General features: G+C 62.0%; 16 protein-coding genes and 1 tRNA gene. 7 read left to right on the forward strand and 10 right to left on the reverse strand.

Annotated features, from left to right (window positions below):
- The first annotated feature begins 85 nt into the window (after positions 1 to 85).
- On the forward strand, positions 86 to 1492 hold the full coding sequence (locus tag NNZ72_RS00150) for a DHA2 family efflux MFS transporter permease subunit (RefSeq protein WP_257310849.1): 1407 nt from the start codon (positions 86 to 88) through the stop codon (positions 1490 to 1492).
- Between the two features lie 164 nt (positions 1493 to 1656).
- On the opposite strand, the gene NNZ72_RS00155 is transcribed toward NNZ72_RS00150, so the two are convergent.
- Together NNZ72_RS00155 and NNZ72_RS00160 are read right to left on the reverse strand one after the other, a co-directional pair.
- Complete coding sequence (locus NNZ72_RS00155) at positions 1657 to 2373, reverse strand: RlmE family RNA methyltransferase (RefSeq protein ID WP_257310851.1); 717 nt, start codon at positions 2371 to 2373, stop codon at positions 1657 to 1659.
- A complete protein-coding gene (locus NNZ72_RS00160; protein WP_371747661.1) occupies positions 2370 to 3920 on the reverse strand; it encodes a Ppx/GppA phosphatase family protein in 1551 nt (516 codons plus the stop codon). The genes NNZ72_RS00155 and NNZ72_RS00160 overlap by 4 nt, the downstream gene beginning before the upstream one ends.
- 225 nt (positions 3921 to 4145) lie before the next feature.
- On the opposite strand from NNZ72_RS00160, the gene NNZ72_RS00165 reads away from it, so the two are divergent.
- The 6 genes from NNZ72_RS00165 (at position 4146) to NNZ72_RS00190 (ending at position 8451) form a co-directional block, all read left to right on the forward strand.
- Positions 4146 to 4219, forward strand: a tRNA-Gln gene (locus tag NNZ72_RS00165).
- A gap of 88 nt (positions 4220 to 4307) precedes the next feature.
- On the forward strand, positions 4308 to 6050 hold the full coding sequence (locus tag NNZ72_RS00170) for a site-specific integrase (protein WP_257310855.1): 1743 nt from the start codon (positions 4308 to 4310) through the stop codon (positions 6048 to 6050).
- A 117-nt stretch (positions 6051 to 6167) separates the two neighbouring features.
- Positions 6168 to 6974, forward strand: a complete 807-nt coding sequence (locus tag NNZ72_RS00175) for a DUF7946 domain-containing protein (RefSeq protein WP_257310858.1) — start codon at positions 6168 to 6170, stop codon at positions 6972 to 6974.
- A gap of 528 nt (positions 6975 to 7502) precedes the next feature.
- On the forward strand, positions 7503 to 7742 hold the full coding sequence (locus NNZ72_RS00180; protein WP_257310861.1) for a hypothetical protein: 240 nt from the start codon (positions 7503 to 7505) through the stop codon (positions 7740 to 7742).
- A gap of 20 nt (positions 7743 to 7762) precedes the next feature.
- Entirely contained in the window at positions 7763 to 8047 is a 285-nt protein-coding gene (locus NNZ72_RS00185) for a hypothetical protein (RefSeq protein WP_257310864.1), read from the forward strand.
- A gap of 17 nt (positions 8048 to 8064) precedes the next feature.
- A complete protein-coding gene (locus tag NNZ72_RS00190; protein ID WP_257310868.1) occupies positions 8065 to 8451 on the forward strand; it encodes a hypothetical protein in 387 nt (128 codons plus the stop codon).
- Between the two features lie 125 nt (positions 8452 to 8576).
- Here NNZ72_RS00190 and NNZ72_RS00195 read toward each other — a convergent pair whose 3' ends face one another.
- The 8 genes from NNZ72_RS00195 to NNZ72_RS00230 all read right to left on the reverse strand — a co-directional run bounded on the left by NNZ72_RS00195 (position 8577) and on the right by NNZ72_RS00230 (position 15051).
- A complete protein-coding gene (locus NNZ72_RS00195) occupies positions 8577 to 8987 on the reverse strand; it encodes an Ig domain-containing protein (RefSeq protein WP_257310871.1) in 411 nt (136 codons plus the stop codon).
- Complete coding sequence (locus NNZ72_RS00200) at positions 8984 to 9268, reverse strand: hypothetical protein (protein ID WP_257310875.1); 285 nt, start codon at positions 9266 to 9268, stop codon at positions 8984 to 8986. The genes NNZ72_RS00195 and NNZ72_RS00200 overlap by 4 nt, the downstream gene beginning before the upstream one ends.
- Entirely contained in the window at positions 9265 to 9999 is a 735-nt protein-coding gene (locus NNZ72_RS00205; protein ID WP_257310878.1) for a hypothetical protein, read from the reverse strand. Before NNZ72_RS00205 ends, NNZ72_RS00200 begins: the two co-directional genes overlap by 4 nt.
- Positions 10000 to 10277: 278 nt before the next feature.
- Positions 10278 to 10844 (reverse strand): helix-turn-helix domain-containing protein, encoded by a 567-nt coding sequence (locus NNZ72_RS00210; protein ID WP_257310881.1) that lies wholly within the window; start codon positions 10842 to 10844, stop codon positions 10278 to 10280.
- Positions 10845 to 10943: 99 nt separating this feature from the next.
- The gene (locus tag NNZ72_RS00215) at positions 10944 to 12221 is read right to left on the reverse strand and encodes a plasmid recombination protein (protein ID WP_257310884.1); all 1278 of its coding nucleotides are present in this window, start codon (positions 12219 to 12221) and stop codon (positions 10944 to 10946) included.
- Positions 12221 to 12493, reverse strand: coding sequence for a hypothetical protein (locus tag NNZ72_RS00220; protein ID WP_257310889.1), 273 nt, complete (start codon positions 12491 to 12493; stop codon positions 12221 to 12223). Before NNZ72_RS00220 ends, NNZ72_RS00215 begins: the two co-directional genes overlap by 1 nt.
- Positions 12494 to 12738: 245 nt before the next feature.
- Positions 12739 to 14451, reverse strand: coding sequence for a hypothetical protein (locus NNZ72_RS00225; protein ID WP_257310891.1), 1713 nt, complete (start codon positions 14449 to 14451; stop codon positions 12739 to 12741).
- 168 nt (positions 14452 to 14619) lie between these two features.
- Entirely contained in the window at positions 14620 to 15051 is a 432-nt protein-coding gene (locus NNZ72_RS00230) for a hypothetical protein (protein ID WP_257310894.1), read from the reverse strand.
- Between the last annotated feature and the right edge of the window lie 697 nt (positions 15052 to 15748).

The following is a 15748-nucleotide window of genomic DNA, read 5'->3' on the forward strand; positions in this document are numbered from 1 at the left end:
GCCCCTGCGGCCGCCATTTGACAGCGCCGCGCACGAGGCGCAGAAGACGGGCGGGCTCGCCCAGGAGCCCGGTTGCCGGTGCCCGATGAATCGTATCGTTCCCCTCATCCTCGCCGTCGCGCTCTTCATGGAGCAGATGGATTCGACGGTGATCTCCACCTCGCTGCCGGCGATCGCCGCCGATCTCGGCGTCGGCCCGATCACGCTGAAGCTGGCGCTCACCTCCTACATGATCGCGCTCGCCACCTTCATTCCGCTGAGCGGCTGGATGGCCGACCGCTTCGGCGCCAAGCGCGTGTTCCGGCTGGCGATCCTCGTCTTCGTGGCGGGCTCGGTGCTCTGCGCGGGCGCGGAAAGCCTCGTCGGCTTCGTCGTCTCCCGCTTCCTGCAGGGCATGGGCGGTGCGATGATGACGCCGGTCGCCCGCCTCGTGCTGGTGCGCTCGACCTCGCGCAGCGAGCTCGTCTCGGCGATGGCCCTGCTGACGATCCCCGCGCTGGTCGGTCCCCTCGCTGGGCCGCCGCTCGGCGGCTTCATCACCACCTATTTCTCCTGGCACTGGATCTTCCTCATCAACGTACCGGTCGGCATTCTCGGCTTCGTGCTCTCCGGCATCTACCTGCCGGAAATCCGCGCAGCGCCGCCGCCGCTCGACTGGAAGGGCTTTCTGCTGAGCGCCGTCGCCGCGTCGGGCACCATGTTCGGCCTCTCGGTGGTCAGCCTGCCGGCGCTGCCGCCGCAGGTGGGTTTCGCGGCGACCGCCGTCGGCCTCTGCTGCGGCGCGCTCTACGTGCGCCACGCGCGTCGGCATCCGGCGCCGCTTCTCGACCTCACGCTCTTCCGCGACAGCGCGTTCCGCGCCGCGGCGATCGGCGGCACGCTGTTCCGCGTCTCCGTCGGCGCCGTGCCCTTCCTGATGCCGCTGATGCTGCAGGTGGGCTTCGGGCTGACGCCGTTCCAGTCGGGCCTCGTCACCTTCACCGGGGCGATCGGCGCGATCACCACCAAGTTCCTCGCCAAAAAGGTGCTGTCGTTCGCCGGCTTCCGCACGACGCTGATCGTCGCCTGCCTCTCGGGCACGGTGCTGACCTTCGTCAACGGCCTCTTCACGCTGCAGACGCCCTTCGCGCTGATCGCCGCGGTGCTGCTCGTCGCGGGCTTCGCCCGCTCCTTCTTCTTCACCAGCGTCAACGCGCTCGCCTTCGCCGACATCCCCGACCGGGACGCGAGCAAGGCGACGGCGATGACCGCCGTCCTGCAGCAGATGAGCCTTGCGCTCGGCGTGGCGGTGGCCGGCTCCATCCTGGAGATCGAGACGGCGATCACCGGCTCGGCGCTCACGCTCTCCGACTTCCAGCTCGCCTTCATGATCATCGCCGGCCTGACGCTGACGGCGGTTTTTCCGTTCCTCACGATGGCGCGCAATGCCGGCGCCTCGGTCTCGGGGCATCGCCTGGGCGAGGTGGAGCGGGAGACGACGGCGGTGAAGTGAAGGGGGTCGTCCGCCCCTCATCCGCCTGCCGCACCTTCTCCCCGCAAGCGGGAAGAAGGGATATGCCGCGCGGCTTTCCGGATTTCAGGAAATCTTTGCCAAGTTCTCCTTCTCCCCGCTCGCGGGGAGAAGGCGCGGCAGCGGGATGAGGGGCAGCGCCCCGATCAATCCGCCGCACCAGCCTCCGGCTTGCGTCCCTTGAACCCCTTGGCGAGGAGGAACATCTCCACCGATTCGGCGCGCGAGGCGGCCGGCTTCACGTGGATGACCTGCTTGAAATTCTGCTTGAGCATGTTGAGAAGCTCGCGCTCCGTGCCGCCCTGGAAGGTCTTCGCCAGGAAATGCCCGCCCTCCGCCAGCACCTCGACGGCGAAATGGGCGGCGACCTCGCACAGATGCATGGTGCGCAGGTGGTCCGTCTGGCGATGGCCGGTGGTGGGGGCGGCCATGTCGGAGAGGACGAGGTCCGGCGTGCCGCCGACCGCCTCGATCAGCCTCTGCGGCGCTTCCGGGTCCAGAAAGTCCATCTGCAGGATGCGCACGCCCGGCAGCGGGTCCATCTCCAGGAAGTCGATGGCCGCCACGCGCGGGTCCGCATCCGTCGAGCCCGTGACCTTGGCGGCGATCTGCGACCAGCTTCCGGGCGCCGCCCCGAGGTCGATGATGCGCCGGGCGCCGGCGAGGATGTGGTGCTTCTCGTCGATCTCCAGGAGCTTGAAGGCAGCCCGGGCGCGATAGCCCTCCAGCTTCGCCCGCTGCACGTAGGGATCGTTGATGTGGCGCTCGATCCAGCGGCGCGAAGAGGCCTTGAGCTTGCCCTTCTTCACCTTCTGGCCGAGCTTGCGGCCGGTGCGGTTGCCGCCGACGGGGGGCTTGGTCATGAGGCCTGTCCTTCGGGCTTGCGCGGGCCGCGGTGGAAGCGGCGGTGGCGGCCGCGCCGCCACACGCCGTCGTCGGCCATCATGTCGGTGAGCAGGCCCTCGCGCAGGCCCCGGTCGGCGACGCGCATGCGCTGCGAGGGCCAGCGCTTGCGGATCGCCTCCAGGATCGCGCAGCCGGCGAGCACGAGGTCGGCCCGGTCCGGGCCGATGCAGGGATTGGCCGCGCGGGTGGAGAAATCCCAGGAGAGGAGGCGTGCCTGCATCGCCGTCACCTCGTCGTCGGAAAGCCAGACACCGTCGACGCGCCGCCGGTCGTAGCGCGGCAGGTCGAGATGGACCCCGGCGAGCGTCGTCACCGTGCCGGAGGTGCCGATCAGGTGGAAGTCGTCCGGCGCCTGGACGGCCGAATCGCTCGGGCAGTCGAAGGCGGCGAGCATGCCCTCCACCTCGGAGACCATGTTGGAGAAGCTCTCCGGCGTCACGTCGCGCCCGCCGTGGCGTTCCGACAGCGTCACCACGCCGACGGGCAGCGACGTCCAGTGGGTGATGTGGTTGGCGAGCCGGCTGGAGCGGTTCTCGCCGATGCGGATGACGGCGATCTCCGACGAGCCGCCGCCGATGTCGAAAAGCACGACCGACTTCGTCTCGCGCCCGACGAGCGAGGAGCAGCCGGACACGGCAAGCCGCGCCTCGGTCTCGCGGTTGATGATCTCCAGCTCCAGCCCGGTCTCCTCGCGCACGCGGGCGAGGAAGAGCTCGCCGTTCTCCGCCGAGCGGCAGGCCTCGGTGGCGATCAGCCGGCTGCGGCGGATGTTGCGGTTGCGGAGCTTGGCGGCGCAGATCCTCAGCGCCTCGACGGAGCGGTCCATCGCCTCGTCGGAGAGCCGGCCGCTCGCCCCCAGCCCCTCGCCGAGCCGGACGATGCGCGAGAAGGCGTCGACGACACGGAACTGGCCCGGCCGCGTCGGCTGGGCGACGAGCAGGCGGCAATTGTTGGTGCCGAGGTCGAGGGCGGCATAGAAGGGCGAGTCGTTGGGCTCGCGCTCGGCCGGCCGGTGATGGGCGGGCGCGGGGTCGCGGCGCGGCTCGGCCATGGCCTCGCGGACCGGCCGCGGCTCCGGAGCGGGCGCGACGGCAGCCGACGCGGCCGCTCCGGCGGGCGCCGGCTTCGGCGCGGCCTTGCGACCGCGATGCTTGCGCCTGCCCTTGCGGCCGTCGGCATGGCGGCCTTCGGCCTGGGGCTGTTCGGACGCCTGGGCGTCGCGCTGGCCGACGGGCGCGAGCGGACGCACGTTCTCGCTGCCGCCGCCCTTGCCGCGGCGGCGTCGCTTGTTCCTGCGGGCGGCATCGCCGCCGTCTGCGGTCGGGGGGCGCTCTGTCGCTCCGGTCGGGCCGGCCGACTGGCCTGCGGACGGGAAAACGGTGGACGGAATCCTGGCTCCGGCCTGCTTTCCCTTGCGGCGGCGCGACCGCTTCGGCAGCGCCCCGTTGCCCGCATCTCGCGCCCCGGAAACGGGCGGCTTCACGCCGCTGTCGGGGTCGTTCACGTCTCAGCCTATCGCGCCGCGCAAAGCCTTGTCCGCTGCAGCAGGCGCTCTCTCGATTTTCGTTGGGACGACCTTACCAGCGGCACGGCCTTTCGCCAAATTCTTTTTGTGACCGAACGACGACACGGCCCGGCCGCGGCATCTTCCCGAAAAAAACCATTTGCATCGGCGCGCCTTTTGTTTATAAGCCCGCCTCACGGGCAACGGCCACGCCGCCGCCCACGGTGGGGAATAGGTTAACGGTAGACCCACGGACTCTGACTCCGTTAGTCCTGGTTCGAATCCAGGTTCCCCAGCCAATTTCACTGTTATAATTCAATAACTTAGCTTCATGTCGCCAGCGTCGGGAATACCCCCACGCTGCACCCCCACAAGGTGCCTTTGGCGATGTCGAACTTCCTCCGGCGCGAAGCCGATTCCTTCTTCTTCCGGCGGCGCGTCCCCACCCCTCTGCAAGCTCGCCTTGGTCAGTCCGAAATATACAGGTCTTTAAAGACCACCGTGCGAAGAACAGCCAGAGCGCGAGCAGCGCACCTGTTTATTGCCACAGAGAGTTTGTTTCGGATGTTGGAAGAAGACGATGAATTTCCATTGACGGATGACGATATCCGGGTTGCCGTGCGCAGATGGCTGGACACGCCACCGTGGAAGCAACGCCTCAAGATCGTGGACGAGATGTCGCCCGGTAGCCTCAGGGCGTATCATGAATCCCTGCCGGACACGCTCCTCAAGATGAGCGCGGATGAAGGCGTCTCTTACGGTGACAATCTCGGCCAGGAAGCGAATGCCGCGCTGGACCACTCAGAATATTTTGATGTTCGAAGCGGGGACCGTCTTCGAAGGACAGCGACAGCGATTCAGAGACAGCTACGCGAGTATGTCGATCGTCGAATGGACGACGTCTTTGGAGAGGAACTCAAGGCGACGACCACAATGCAGACCGTAGCTACAGTAGCGCCATCAGAACCACCCGCGAACATGACGAAGCTTTCGACGTTCATCAAGGCATGGCAACAGGACATCATCGCCGGATACAACTACAACAAGGCTCTTGGCGACGAGACGACGGATCAGTACCTCAAGACCGTGGAAATGTTCGTCGCGTTGATGGGCGACCTCCCTGTTGGAAAGATCACCTTCGACACAGCCGCCGAGTTCCGTGAGTTAGTTCTTCAGATGCCTGCGGCGCATGGCAAGGGCGGGACGACATCCGCCAAAAAGGAACTTGCCCGCGCCAAGGCTGACAAGGACCTACGCCGCGTCAGCATGAAGACCGCCAAGCGCCATTTCTCTGGCATGAACTCCATCTGGAAATGGCTCGTCCACAAGAAGCACATCCCCGTGGCCGTCCAACCGTTTTCCGGCCATTCGTTTCCGGGAACGAAGTCGAAGAAATCCGCCCGTGACGACTGGTCACGCGAAGACCTGCAACGCCTCTTCACATCGAGAGAATACCGCGATGCGCCGGATTCCGGTGCATTGCACTGGCTACCCCTCATCTCACTGCATTCCGGCATGCGACTGGAGGAGATATGCCGTCTGCGCCCGGAGACAGACATCATCACGAGGGACGGCATCCACTGCTTCAACATTACTGCCCGAACCGGATGGGACCCCAAGACTGAATCTGGAACCCGCCTCATACCGATCCACTCGTGGCTGATCCAGCACGGATTCATGAACTTTGCCACGCAACAGCGTTCCAGAGGCTCAGAACACCTGTTTTCCCCCGAGTTGACGCTTCATAAAGGAAAGGTCAGCTCCGGGTTCAGCCGCGAGTTCTCGAAGCTGAAGATCGATCTAGGGGTGGGATCGAAGACCTCATTCCATTCCTTCCGCCATACCTTCCGAACAGTACTGGGCTCCACCAATCTTCAGAACGATCACATCGACGCGATCATGGGACACGAGGGTGGAGGTAGCGAAGGCCGCACGTACACCAAGCGGTTCACAACCGACAAACTTCAAGAAGTCGTGGAAGCTTTCAGATCGCCTATCGACCTTGGCTTCATCGGCACATCAACGGGAAGCGCACCTCCACCACTTCCAAAGGTCACAGTGAAGAAAAGGAAATTGACCCCGCCCGTTCTGGACGGAAACGGTCGGATCATTCGGCAACGCCATCGGTGACTTTCTCTCAGATTGAGGCATTATTTTCTGCGACTTAAAATGGTCTATTATCAACGAATTGACTCTAGCGTGTGCCTGCTGCAACTTCCCTCCCGGTAACGGACTATGGGGGGATATGTGAAGATTCACGAGTTTGGACTAAAGCTTCGATTCTCAGGAGGGGAGGCGGATGAACATCGGCTGGAGTTGTATGACGGCACCAACTCATTTCATGGTTTCGCTCAAGCGTTGCAGATCGCGACGCACGCATATCTGAACAGAGAAGTCGTCAGCAGAGCGACCGCCCTGAAGGGCGCTACTTTCTATATGAAAGCTCCGCGTCATGGCAGCGTTCTTCTCGATATCATCGCGGTCATCGAGAAGTATCCAGCAACCGTCGCGGTAGCTGCGCCTATCTTCTACGACTTCATCAAGTACTCGTTCAGCAAAGCCACGGGGCAGCTAGACGTTGAGCCTGAGACCCCTTACGTATCGCGCCTCAGCACGGACGACGAACCTTTCTTCGATGATCTCGCTGAGACCTTGGAAGGAAGCCTTCAGCGCGGGCACCGCGCCATCGACGAGGGCATCCCCAAAATCACTCTTGAACGCCCTCGCTCTCCACTTCTTGAGTTTGACTCGGAGACAAGTGCGTGGGTGAACACTCGGCACGGGAACGACCAGGTCGAGGAAATGCAAGGAAATGTGACTAGATACAACTCAATCACTGGGAATGGTCGTGCCTACGTCAATGAGTTGGCGCGGATCGTCCCATTTCGATCGGGTGAAGATTTTCCCTCCTTGAAGGCCGGATACTTGACGTGGTCCCTACATGGCAATGCGACCGCCGTGCCGCATCAATTGAAGCTGTTCGCGACAAAAATCCGTTCTGCCAACGGAGAGGTCAAGCGACTGATTCTTTCCGATGTCACCCAACTAAACTGATGAACGCTACGCCGGAGGCAGTCGGTCCCAGTCGCCGCCGCAGCGCGTTGCTGGACTTCCTGCGGCTGCCTTTCATCCGGTCTCAGCATGCGCGAATTCCCGCCTCTAGCTACCACGGCGCGATGCTGACAGCTCCGATATGCTCACCCCTTGTATTTCGGCAGGGGTAGCCTCACGCCCTTCCACGCCAATTGTTTCCTATCCTTCGGATCGAGCCACGTGTCTCGATCCGATCCGCAACGCGGACCGGGGAAACAATGGACGCGGAACCTTCGCGATCGGTGACAGCGGGAGGGGCGGCTCTTATGCCCTTCGGGCACCGCCATGCCCTGTTAGGCCAAGGCGGGACAAGAGCCTATGCCGCCCCTCGCACTGTCAACCCCAGCCTGCCGCCGTGCCATCCTGAATCACGTTAACAACTTCGACGCCTTGTTTCCGGGAGCCCGGAAATCATTTCCGACCGTCCTGGGCTCAACTCTCGGAATCTGCTATAAAATTCATGTTTTCAATGAGTTATGGAGATTTCGGATGAAGACGACGACCACCGTAATTCGCGGACTCGCAATCGATGTCCTCGTCATCGAAACCGTACATGCCGATGTCGTCGGCACTCTCTTCTACCGTGCCGAAATCCTCATCCGGGAGCGGAAGTCGGGCGCGCAGCATCTTGTCCGGCGGACCCGCATTCCGGGAACCGGGCAAGCCCTTGCGCGCGACGTTCAGCGCCGGGGTCTCCGAGCTCTGGAAACTTTCAAGCAAGCCGCATGACAATCAGAAAGGACTTGAACATGAAGCACACTGTCACGATCGAAGAATGGGCGGGAGACGTTGCATTCGTAACCGAGGCGACGGCATCCGATGGCCGCTTCCTCTCCCTATATGCCGCGCCGCTGCCTGCCGACACACAGGGCCGCTGGGTTTATACCGTAGACACGCACATCGATGCGGGTGACCATGAACTCAGGCACGTGACGCTGGACATCGCCTACAGCAAGGAAGCGGCACTTGCCGCCGCCGAGGAAGCCGCCCGGCAGTGGCTGCGGCCCACCCCTCGGCTGGAAGTGGTTGCGTAACGAAAGGAACAGAGAGAATGGGATTCGAACGACAGGTCCGAGAGCGGATCGAAGATGTCCTCAGCGGCGACAAGAAGCCGGAAGAAATCCCCGGCGCGACATCCGTCCGGTGCGCGATGGGTCTTGTGCTTGGAACGCTGGAAGGCATAACGACGCTGTCGGAGAGCGATGCGTGGGACTATCTCGACTCTGGCAACGTCGCGCTCGTCCATGAACTCCGCGACCAATATCGTGACAGGACCGCGCAATGGCGAAAGCGGTACGAGGCCGATAAAGCGGCACTCGCCGAAGCCGAGGAAGCAGCGCGAGCGAATAGGGCAAATGAGCCGCTCAGAGAAATGAAGGCACTCTCGAAGGCACTGTGGGACGAGTTCGATGCGCAGAACGCCACGCAGCGAGAATAGCGGCGACAGGAGGCATAACCAGATTTGGACGGGTAAAGACACCACCCGACTGCTCAGAAGGCCTCCTACGGCCTTTAAAATCGATTACAAAGTGGACAGCGGGGCTCATCGGCCCCGTTTTCGCGTCATTGGGTCACGACGATGGTCACGCCCGCCGTCTCCGTTGCTCCTGTCGAATCCGTTGCCGACACCCAGACTCGATGCGATCCGGTTTCCAGCGCCCGCCCGCCGATCCATCCCGTCGAGGCATCGAAGGTCGCACCGGGTGGCAGCTTCCCGAACAGCAGATAGGTGACAGGTGGCGGTTGCCGTCCGGTTACGACCGGATGGATGACCGCACGAAGATCGAGTGCCGCCCCTGTCGTCACGGACGCCTCCCCCGCGATGGACAGCGAGAAGGCTGCGGGTGGTGGCACGAACTCCGACCAGTGCGCCACGTCGGATTCGCCGCCCCACGTCAGGGCGGGCGAGATCGATTCCGCGTGGACCGGCACGGCTACGGCGAGTCCGAGAAAGAACACGACGGCGCGGATCATTCTTCGCCCCATTCGATTGCGTCGAAGTCGAAGCCATCGTCATCACCCGGATCATCGGCCCACCCCTTCCAGTCGAATCCGGGTGGATCGAGATCGGCGATCAGGTCCGCCGCCTCAAGGACCAGATCGGCGCAGCCGTTCGCATCTGGATCATCGCTCGCAAGCGCGTCGGCAAGCTTCTGATCGATGGCAATCACGCGGTCGCGGGCCGCTTGAGGCAGTCCGATCCGGGCGAGGAAATCGGAGAGGCTGGGGGCGGTCATGGTGATGTTGTCGCTCATGGTTTCAATCCTGTTCCGGAATCTGGCTCTCCCGAACCGTCCGTCCCCTGATCGGGCTTCGGATCGGGTTCCGGTGGCTTCGCTTGCGCAGCCTCCCATTTCTTCGCCTCGGCAAGTGCTGCGGCGGCGATCTCGTCGTCACTGGCGCCGTCCCGGCCCAATTGCCGGAGAGACAGCCAGTCCTCGAAGAAGACGCGGTTTCTCAGCCACTCCACGGCCTCCGGCGGTACGCGGTATTCGAGCAGGGCGGCGGCCTTTTCCTTGCTCCGCGAGCGCTTCAAATCCTTGACTAACCGCGACCAGGTTGGCGCGGCGCGACTACTCGTCTGATAGTACGGCGGATCGATACCCCGTTCCATCTTCCACGCGGTCGGGCCGCGATCCTCGTCATCGAGAGGGCTGATCTCAGCCCTCCGGACAGACCGAGGTTCGGACTCCCGGGATGCCACCGGAGAACGAATTCCATCGCCGTCGGACAGACGACGTATCGCCTCACCCGGAGGCGAGGAAACACCGGGTGAAGGCCGTGGCCGACGCGGCGGCGGGGAGAATGAGAACGCAGGCATCGGAAGCGGTGGCATGACGGCGAGCACGGCAGACAGGATGCCGAGAAGCTGAAGCGCCACTTTCCCGGCCGGATCGCCGCCCCGTCGTTGCCGCTGACGTTCGATGAGAGCTTGCCGCATCCGATCGGCGCAGTTTCGACGCTTCTTCTTTTGTTCCGGCTTCATCGGCTGCCACCTCACTCTTGGTCCTTCAGGAAGGATGCGGGCCGGAGGGGACCGGCGCAAATGACGGACAGGGAAGGCGACTCCCGGAACAAGGATTCGACGTCGAATCCCGGCGTGTCCGAATACGTCCTTCGGCGCGGAAGGCCCTCCACGGCCTTCTCTGGCGCTCGTTTTTTTGGCAGATTGGGATTCTCAGGGGATTCCGGTGCAAGCGGGCGGTGCCGCCAGAGGCACGGGCGGCACCGCTTGTCGATATGGTCGGTTGGCAGACCATCGGATTATGCTGCGAGCGGCAACCCGCGCATGCGCGTGAACTTCGCCGAGACCGCTTCGCCCATGTTGGTCTGAACCTGAACATGGGTGCTGGTGACGTTGTTCGGAAGGATTGCCTTCGCGATCACAGTCCAGTCGAAAGGCTGGACGATACCACGGATGACCGAAGGGCTACCCGCAGGCATCTTCACGACGACTTCGACTTCGGTCGTACCCGACTGCGTTCCCGCACGGTAGTGGCCATCGTAGATCCCGCCGCCGAGATCAAAGCCGTAGACCTTTCCATCCTTGAAGGTGAGGGTTGCGCCACCAACGCCAGCCGAACCCGCGAATTCAATTACATACATGCCTTCCATATCTGAATGTCCTTTCACTTGAGATAGTTGGAGGGTTTGCAGAGACGACGGCAGGCTTTCAAAGAGCTTGATGAAAGCAATCACAGGGCCCGGGATGGCACGCGCTTCCGCAAGCCATTGGGTCACGGCGCCAGGTGAAACCTGAAGCCATTGCGCGAATTCCGTCTGAGAAAGATTCCAACCGGAAATTTTCGCTCGAAGCTGACTGCTGTTCATCACATTGAGTTCCTTATACCAATCGATGTGAATAATATCACTTCATTGAGGCGAAGTAAACACTCATCGTGAATTCAGACGGAAGCCCAGACAGGCGCGTCATTGTCTCGGCGGAGCTGGTGTCAAACTTGGAACGGGGTCCTGCGGACGTAGCGCGGCAAGCTCCTGTCTGACCGTCGCCAGATCGCGCCCGGTCTCCGTCAGCGCTGCCCGGAGGTTCTTCGCCCGCGCCTCCGCCTCCCGCCGCCCCGTATCGGCGGCACTGGCCCGATCGGCGGCATCTGCTGCAGTTCGCCGGAGCGCTTCCATCTCGGCCTCGACGGCGGCACGGATGCGAGACGCGACCTTCGAAATCCGGAAGCCGTCTAACACGCTACGAAGTGCACCCGGCAGGCGTTGAAGCCTTGCCGTCGCCTCACGGACACGAGCGGCTTCCTCCCGGACTCGGGCCATCATCGACCTTGCCTTGCGTTGCGCGGCGATGGCCTTGTCCTGTGCCTCCCTGGCGGCTTCCGTGGCAACCTTGGCGGCGGCAAGCTGACGGGCCGCTTCCGCCTTCGCCGCAGCCACCTCCGCCGTGATCCGGGCGACATCGTCCTTCGTGGCCGCGATGAAGGATTCCCCCTTCTCTTTCACGGCCTTCGCCCGCTCGACAGTGGCCTTCAAGGCTTTGGCCTGAACCTGCTCTGCCCGCCATTCCGCCCGTGTCAGACGGCGGCGTTGTGGGCCGAGGCGAGCCAGACCGCACGGCAAGCCGACAGCATCATGATAAGAGTCTTGCCATGACCGCATGGCGTTCCTGTAAGCCGCATCAGCCTTCTTCGACAGCGCCTTCGTGTCCGCGCCTTCGGTAGGTCCGGCCGCCATCACGGCGCGCTTAGCCACGACTCCCGGATGATGCCGGAGCGCCCGCATTTCTGGATCGTCGGTTGGCACGATGTAGGCGTGGACATGGAAATGGGACTCGTCTTCATGACGCACTACGGATTTCAGATCGTCTCCGTATTGTGAACGAAGCCAGTCGATCGTTCGCCTTTCCCATTCCTCGGCTTCCCGGAGTTTGGCCGGATTGGCTCGAACCTCTTCCATCGTGAATGGATGACTTGCAATGATCGTGTGGAGGGTCTTGTGATCCTGCCGCAGTTTACGCGGCTTACCGCCCTTGACCGCCGTCATCGCGACGGCTGCGGCACCGTCGTGCATTGCCTCGACTTCATCGATCGTCGATCCATAGACGACGACCGGAGGGGATGGATTCGTGACATGGACAGAGGCCACCGGATCGCGGCGAGCTTCGCTGAAGACGAAGGATACCGTGCGCCCCTTACCGTCGCCCTTGCGGCTGTATCCCTCCATGTGAATGAATTGAAAGCTCATCAGTGCTTCCGGGAGGTCACCGCGCGTTCAGCGTGGACATCTCGAATGAGCCGTTCGAGAAGATCGACGTTGCCGCCGACCATTCCGAGCGTTTTCGCCTCCAGCCTCAGGGAGTCCTCGTATGCCGCCTTGTGCTCGTCAGAGAGCGGTCCGAAGGTCGGATCATCCTTGATCTGCGTCATCAGAGCGATCCCGAGTCCTTCGGCGCGGGCCTTGGCATAGACCATGCGGCGAACGCGATCGCGCAGCGTGTCACTAATGTTCAGAACCATATGAAAACTCCCTCCCGGTGAATGCTGGTGGAAAAATCTTCAGCGCCGGCGGAGCCTGAAACAACCCAATAGTAGTGACCGATTACCACTAGCTGCGCTAGTGTCGGCCCTGCCGGGAGCCTCTTCCGAGGGACCACTTCATGGAGAGCCTTCCGGCGGACCTGGCAGGGGCCTTGTCGTCGCCCAGATGGACGACGAGCATCACGTAAAAGCACGTGATGCATGGTGACGACTGTTGCCTGTCGTCACGCCGCGATGCGGCAACCGCTGGCGGCGGCAGATGCCCGCCATTCCGCCCAGCGGGCCTCGCTCCGGGCGAGGCTTTCCCGTAGTTCGGCGCAGCGTCTCTCACGATCCGGCGCTTCGAACGGGATTTCATCGTCTTCGGTGGGCGTTCGGGGCTTCAATCTGACGACCTTCCCCCCTTCGAAGAGCTTCACGATGCTCATCACATCATCATCAAGCTCTTCTTCATCCACCTCTTCATCGTCGCTCAGGACAGTTGGCCGACATGTGTGAACGATATACGGGGCGGCCTCTGCCGCCTCGCGTACATCGTCCGCAGACATGGCCTTGTCCATCGCCATGCGGGCCACGCGCAGGGCTTCCTCTGGCTCTGGTCCGAAGGCTGCGTCCCACCACTCCCGCGCCTGTTTCTGCCACTCCCGGATATCGAGGCCATCCTCCTCGGACAACCTGGCGGGGTCGTAGTGCTGGACCATGATCATGGGTTCCGCCCACGGCGAATGCCGCCACTGTGGCAGGGACAGGCCGAGGACGATGTTCGCGGGTGGCGATCCATCCCCCGACTCGTTCCGTGTCTTCCGATCCGGCTTTTCCGGAGGAACGTCAGACACGGCGCCATCCTCATGAACATCATCGTCGGTGTCGGTCAACTCGCCATCGTCGGTCCTGCGCGACAGCTTCCGCACGCGCATCAGCTTGCCGTCGCCGTGTCCGACATGGACGCGCACGACCTTTTCCTTGCGCTTGTTCAGGTCCCGCAGCCACTCCGCGAACGGCCCCAGTGGCTGGCAGATTTTCAGGCGCTGGGTCTGCCTGTACAGCCACACCAATTCGTCGTCGCTCGCCGCGAGGGTGTCGGCGGGCTTCGAGCAATATTTCACGATCTCCTCGACGCTCTCGACCCTGCCGTTGTCCTTCCACTCGGAACCCATGAATTCATGCGTCTCCCGCAGGAACTTCTCCCACTCGCCTTTCATATTGTGGGTCGGCCAATAGATGACGTTGGCATGGACGTGGTAGAGGATCGTATCCGGCGCGTACCGATCCGTCATGCCGCGCTCTTCCGCCGTCTTCCTCGTGAACTCGATCCCCCGGAACAGAACCTTGACGCCGTATTTTTTGACCCGGTGCGCCCATTTCGAAATCCGGCGGGAGAGCGCCCGGATTTCCTCACGGAGCGTCCCATAGGCAGGAACAGGCTGGGGCGCCGTGAACACGGCATAACGCATGTACTTGCCGATGTACGCGGTCTTGTGGCTGGCACCGGACATGTACAGCTTCAAGGCATTGACCATCGGACGGCGATCACGGGCGGCGATCGTCGGGAGGAACCGCACCGCCCTGTAGACCGGAAGGGATTCCACAATGCCCGTCACGGCCGAGATCAGCGTCACGTCACCGTCGCGGATGACATCGACCCCAGCGCGGGCCAGCGCTGACGCGATACACTCAGTCTGTTCAGTCAGGAGCCGGGTGGCTGTGACTCGTTTGGCCCATGCGATTGGGTCCATCTCCCATCCGGTATTCGATTGCAGAACGTCATGATGAGATTTCTTTGCAGGCCCGTTCGCAACCATCTCCATGGCGGTGCGGGCTGCCAGAGCTTCGGCAGCGCGTTTCGCGAGGCCGGACGGGGCGTTGTCAACAATTTGGTTTTGAAAAACAGTCTTCGGCGCGGCTTCGGATGGGTGATATCCGCGCCGGGCGCTCAAGTAGCCGTCAACGGCGGCTTTACAATTTCAGCAATCTCGTTCAGCATTGTTGAACATCCTGTGAAAACCGCCGGAGGGTTGCGAGCCCTGTGATGGCGGTTTTTCTATGCTGGCTTGTCGGCGTGATCCGGTCAACTCTGCAACCGGGAACAAATAGAGCCCGTGGTCCTACGTCCGATAAACTCCTCGTAGGAGGCGATAACCAGCGTTATCGCTCACCAACATCACCAACGCCCGATCCATATCCAAATTCGGATAATGGCGGCAATAAAATCTTATATTTGCCAATAAATGCTTTGCATCTTTTCTGTAGTCCATAATCCGTAACTGATGCATTGGCTTCCTGATCCCGGTTCCACCAACGCCATTAGAAATTTGGATCAGTATTTCATCAAATAGCCAGTAATCAAAGTTGCTGTTCTTCTTCTTGTCGAACGTAACCATAAATTTCTTTAGCTTGCCCCTTCGATCCTCAAGACCGCGATCTTCCGCAGTTTCAATTATAAAATCTCGAAGGTCCTCTGCCCGCGTCCTCTTTTTCCTGCGGAAAGGCATGTCGAGCGCAAACAAGCGCTCCTGGAATTCCGATCTCTTCGCCATCCACCCCCCAATTTGTTGCCGTGACCAAGAATGCGAACCCAATCACTCCCTCTTAGGTGGTTTTTATTGAAATAATGTTAAATTAAAGGTTGCGTTAATAAGCTCGACGGGGAATGATCGACGTAATTGTTGACACCCCCACAAAACACCCCCACATTGTTGACGCGACATTGAGCAACGCATTGAAAGTAAATGTGATTCAGGAGCGCTCGTCCGGCTCCAGGTTCCCCAGCCAACCGCCTTAAGCAATAAAATCGATACCTTACCGTACGACAGATGTCTGAAGAGGGCGATGCTGTCGAATGGGCTGCCTGGGTTGCTGGAAGGCGCATCCGGATCGATCGCAGGCTACCTTGGCATCCCACCAATCTCCTCGCCACATGGGGAAGATGTGGATGGCAGCGGATTTTCAGGTGCGCCGATCAAGCGTCGCGACAGGCAGGCAAGCGCGAAACGGCTCGCCGCCATGGAAACCGTCCGCCGAAGAACGCACGCTCACGCGCCAGTCCGCCTCGTCGATTACGCCTCGACTGCGTCTCCGTGCGGGAGGCGACCTGCGCGAAGAGGATAGCGAGCTTTGGGTGACCTGGTTTCGATTCACGCCTCCGCGTAGGAGGCGACCGCCCTTGTTTAAGCCACTGTAGAAAAAAGGGAAAGTGCGGCGAAAGAGCGAAAGGGGATGTGAGGCGCGGTTGCC

Source organism: Shinella pollutisoli (assembly GCF_024609765.1).
In the GTDB taxonomy this organism is placed as follows: domain Bacteria; phylum Pseudomonadota; class Alphaproteobacteria; order Rhizobiales; family Rhizobiaceae; genus Shinella; species Shinella pollutisoli.

Coding starts and splice junctions, on each gene's coding strand:
- NNZ72_RS00210 (WP_257310881.1), bottom strand. CDS start 10,844: ATGAACAGCAGTCAGCTTCGAGCGAAAATTTCCGGTTGGAATCTTTCT.
- NNZ72_RS00180 (WP_257310861.1), top strand. CDS start 7,503: ATGAAGACGACGACCACCGTAATTCGCGGACTCGCAATCGATGTCCTC.
- NNZ72_RS00200 (WP_257310875.1), bottom strand. CDS start 9,268: ATGAGCGACAACATCACCATGACCGCCCCCAGCCTCTCCGATTTCCTC.
- NNZ72_RS00150 (WP_257310849.1), top strand. CDS start 86: ATGAATCGTATCGTTCCCCTCATCCTCGCCGTCGCGCTCTTCATGGAG.
- NNZ72_RS00185 (WP_257310864.1), top strand. CDS start 7,763: ATGAAGCACACTGTCACGATCGAAGAATGGGCGGGAGACGTTGCATTC.
- NNZ72_RS00190 (WP_257310868.1), top strand. CDS start 8,065: ATGGGATTCGAACGACAGGTCCGAGAGCGGATCGAAGATGTCCTCAGC.
- NNZ72_RS00220 (WP_257310889.1), bottom strand. CDS start 12,493: ATGGTTCTGAACATTAGTGACACGCTGCGCGATCGCGTTCGCCGCATG.
- NNZ72_RS00215 (WP_257310884.1), bottom strand. CDS start 12,221: ATGAGCTTTCAATTCATTCACATGGAGGGATACAGCCGCAAGGGCGAC.
- NNZ72_RS00230 (WP_257310894.1), bottom strand. CDS start 15,051: ATGGCGAAGAGATCGGAATTCCAGGAGCGCTTGTTTGCGCTCGACATG.
- NNZ72_RS00155 (WP_257310851.1), bottom strand. CDS start 2,373: ATGACCAAGCCCCCCGTCGGCGGCAACCGCACCGGCCGCAAGCTCGGC.
- NNZ72_RS00170 (WP_257310855.1), top strand. CDS start 4,308: ATGTCGAACTTCCTCCGGCGCGAAGCCGATTCCTTCTTCTTCCGGCGG.
- NNZ72_RS00205 (WP_257310878.1), bottom strand. CDS start 9,999: ATGAAGCCGGAACAAAAGAAGAAGCGTCGAAACTGCGCCGATCGGATG.
- NNZ72_RS00195 (WP_257310871.1), bottom strand. CDS start 8,987: ATGATCCGCGCCGTCGTGTTCTTTCTCGGACTCGCCGTAGCCGTGCCG.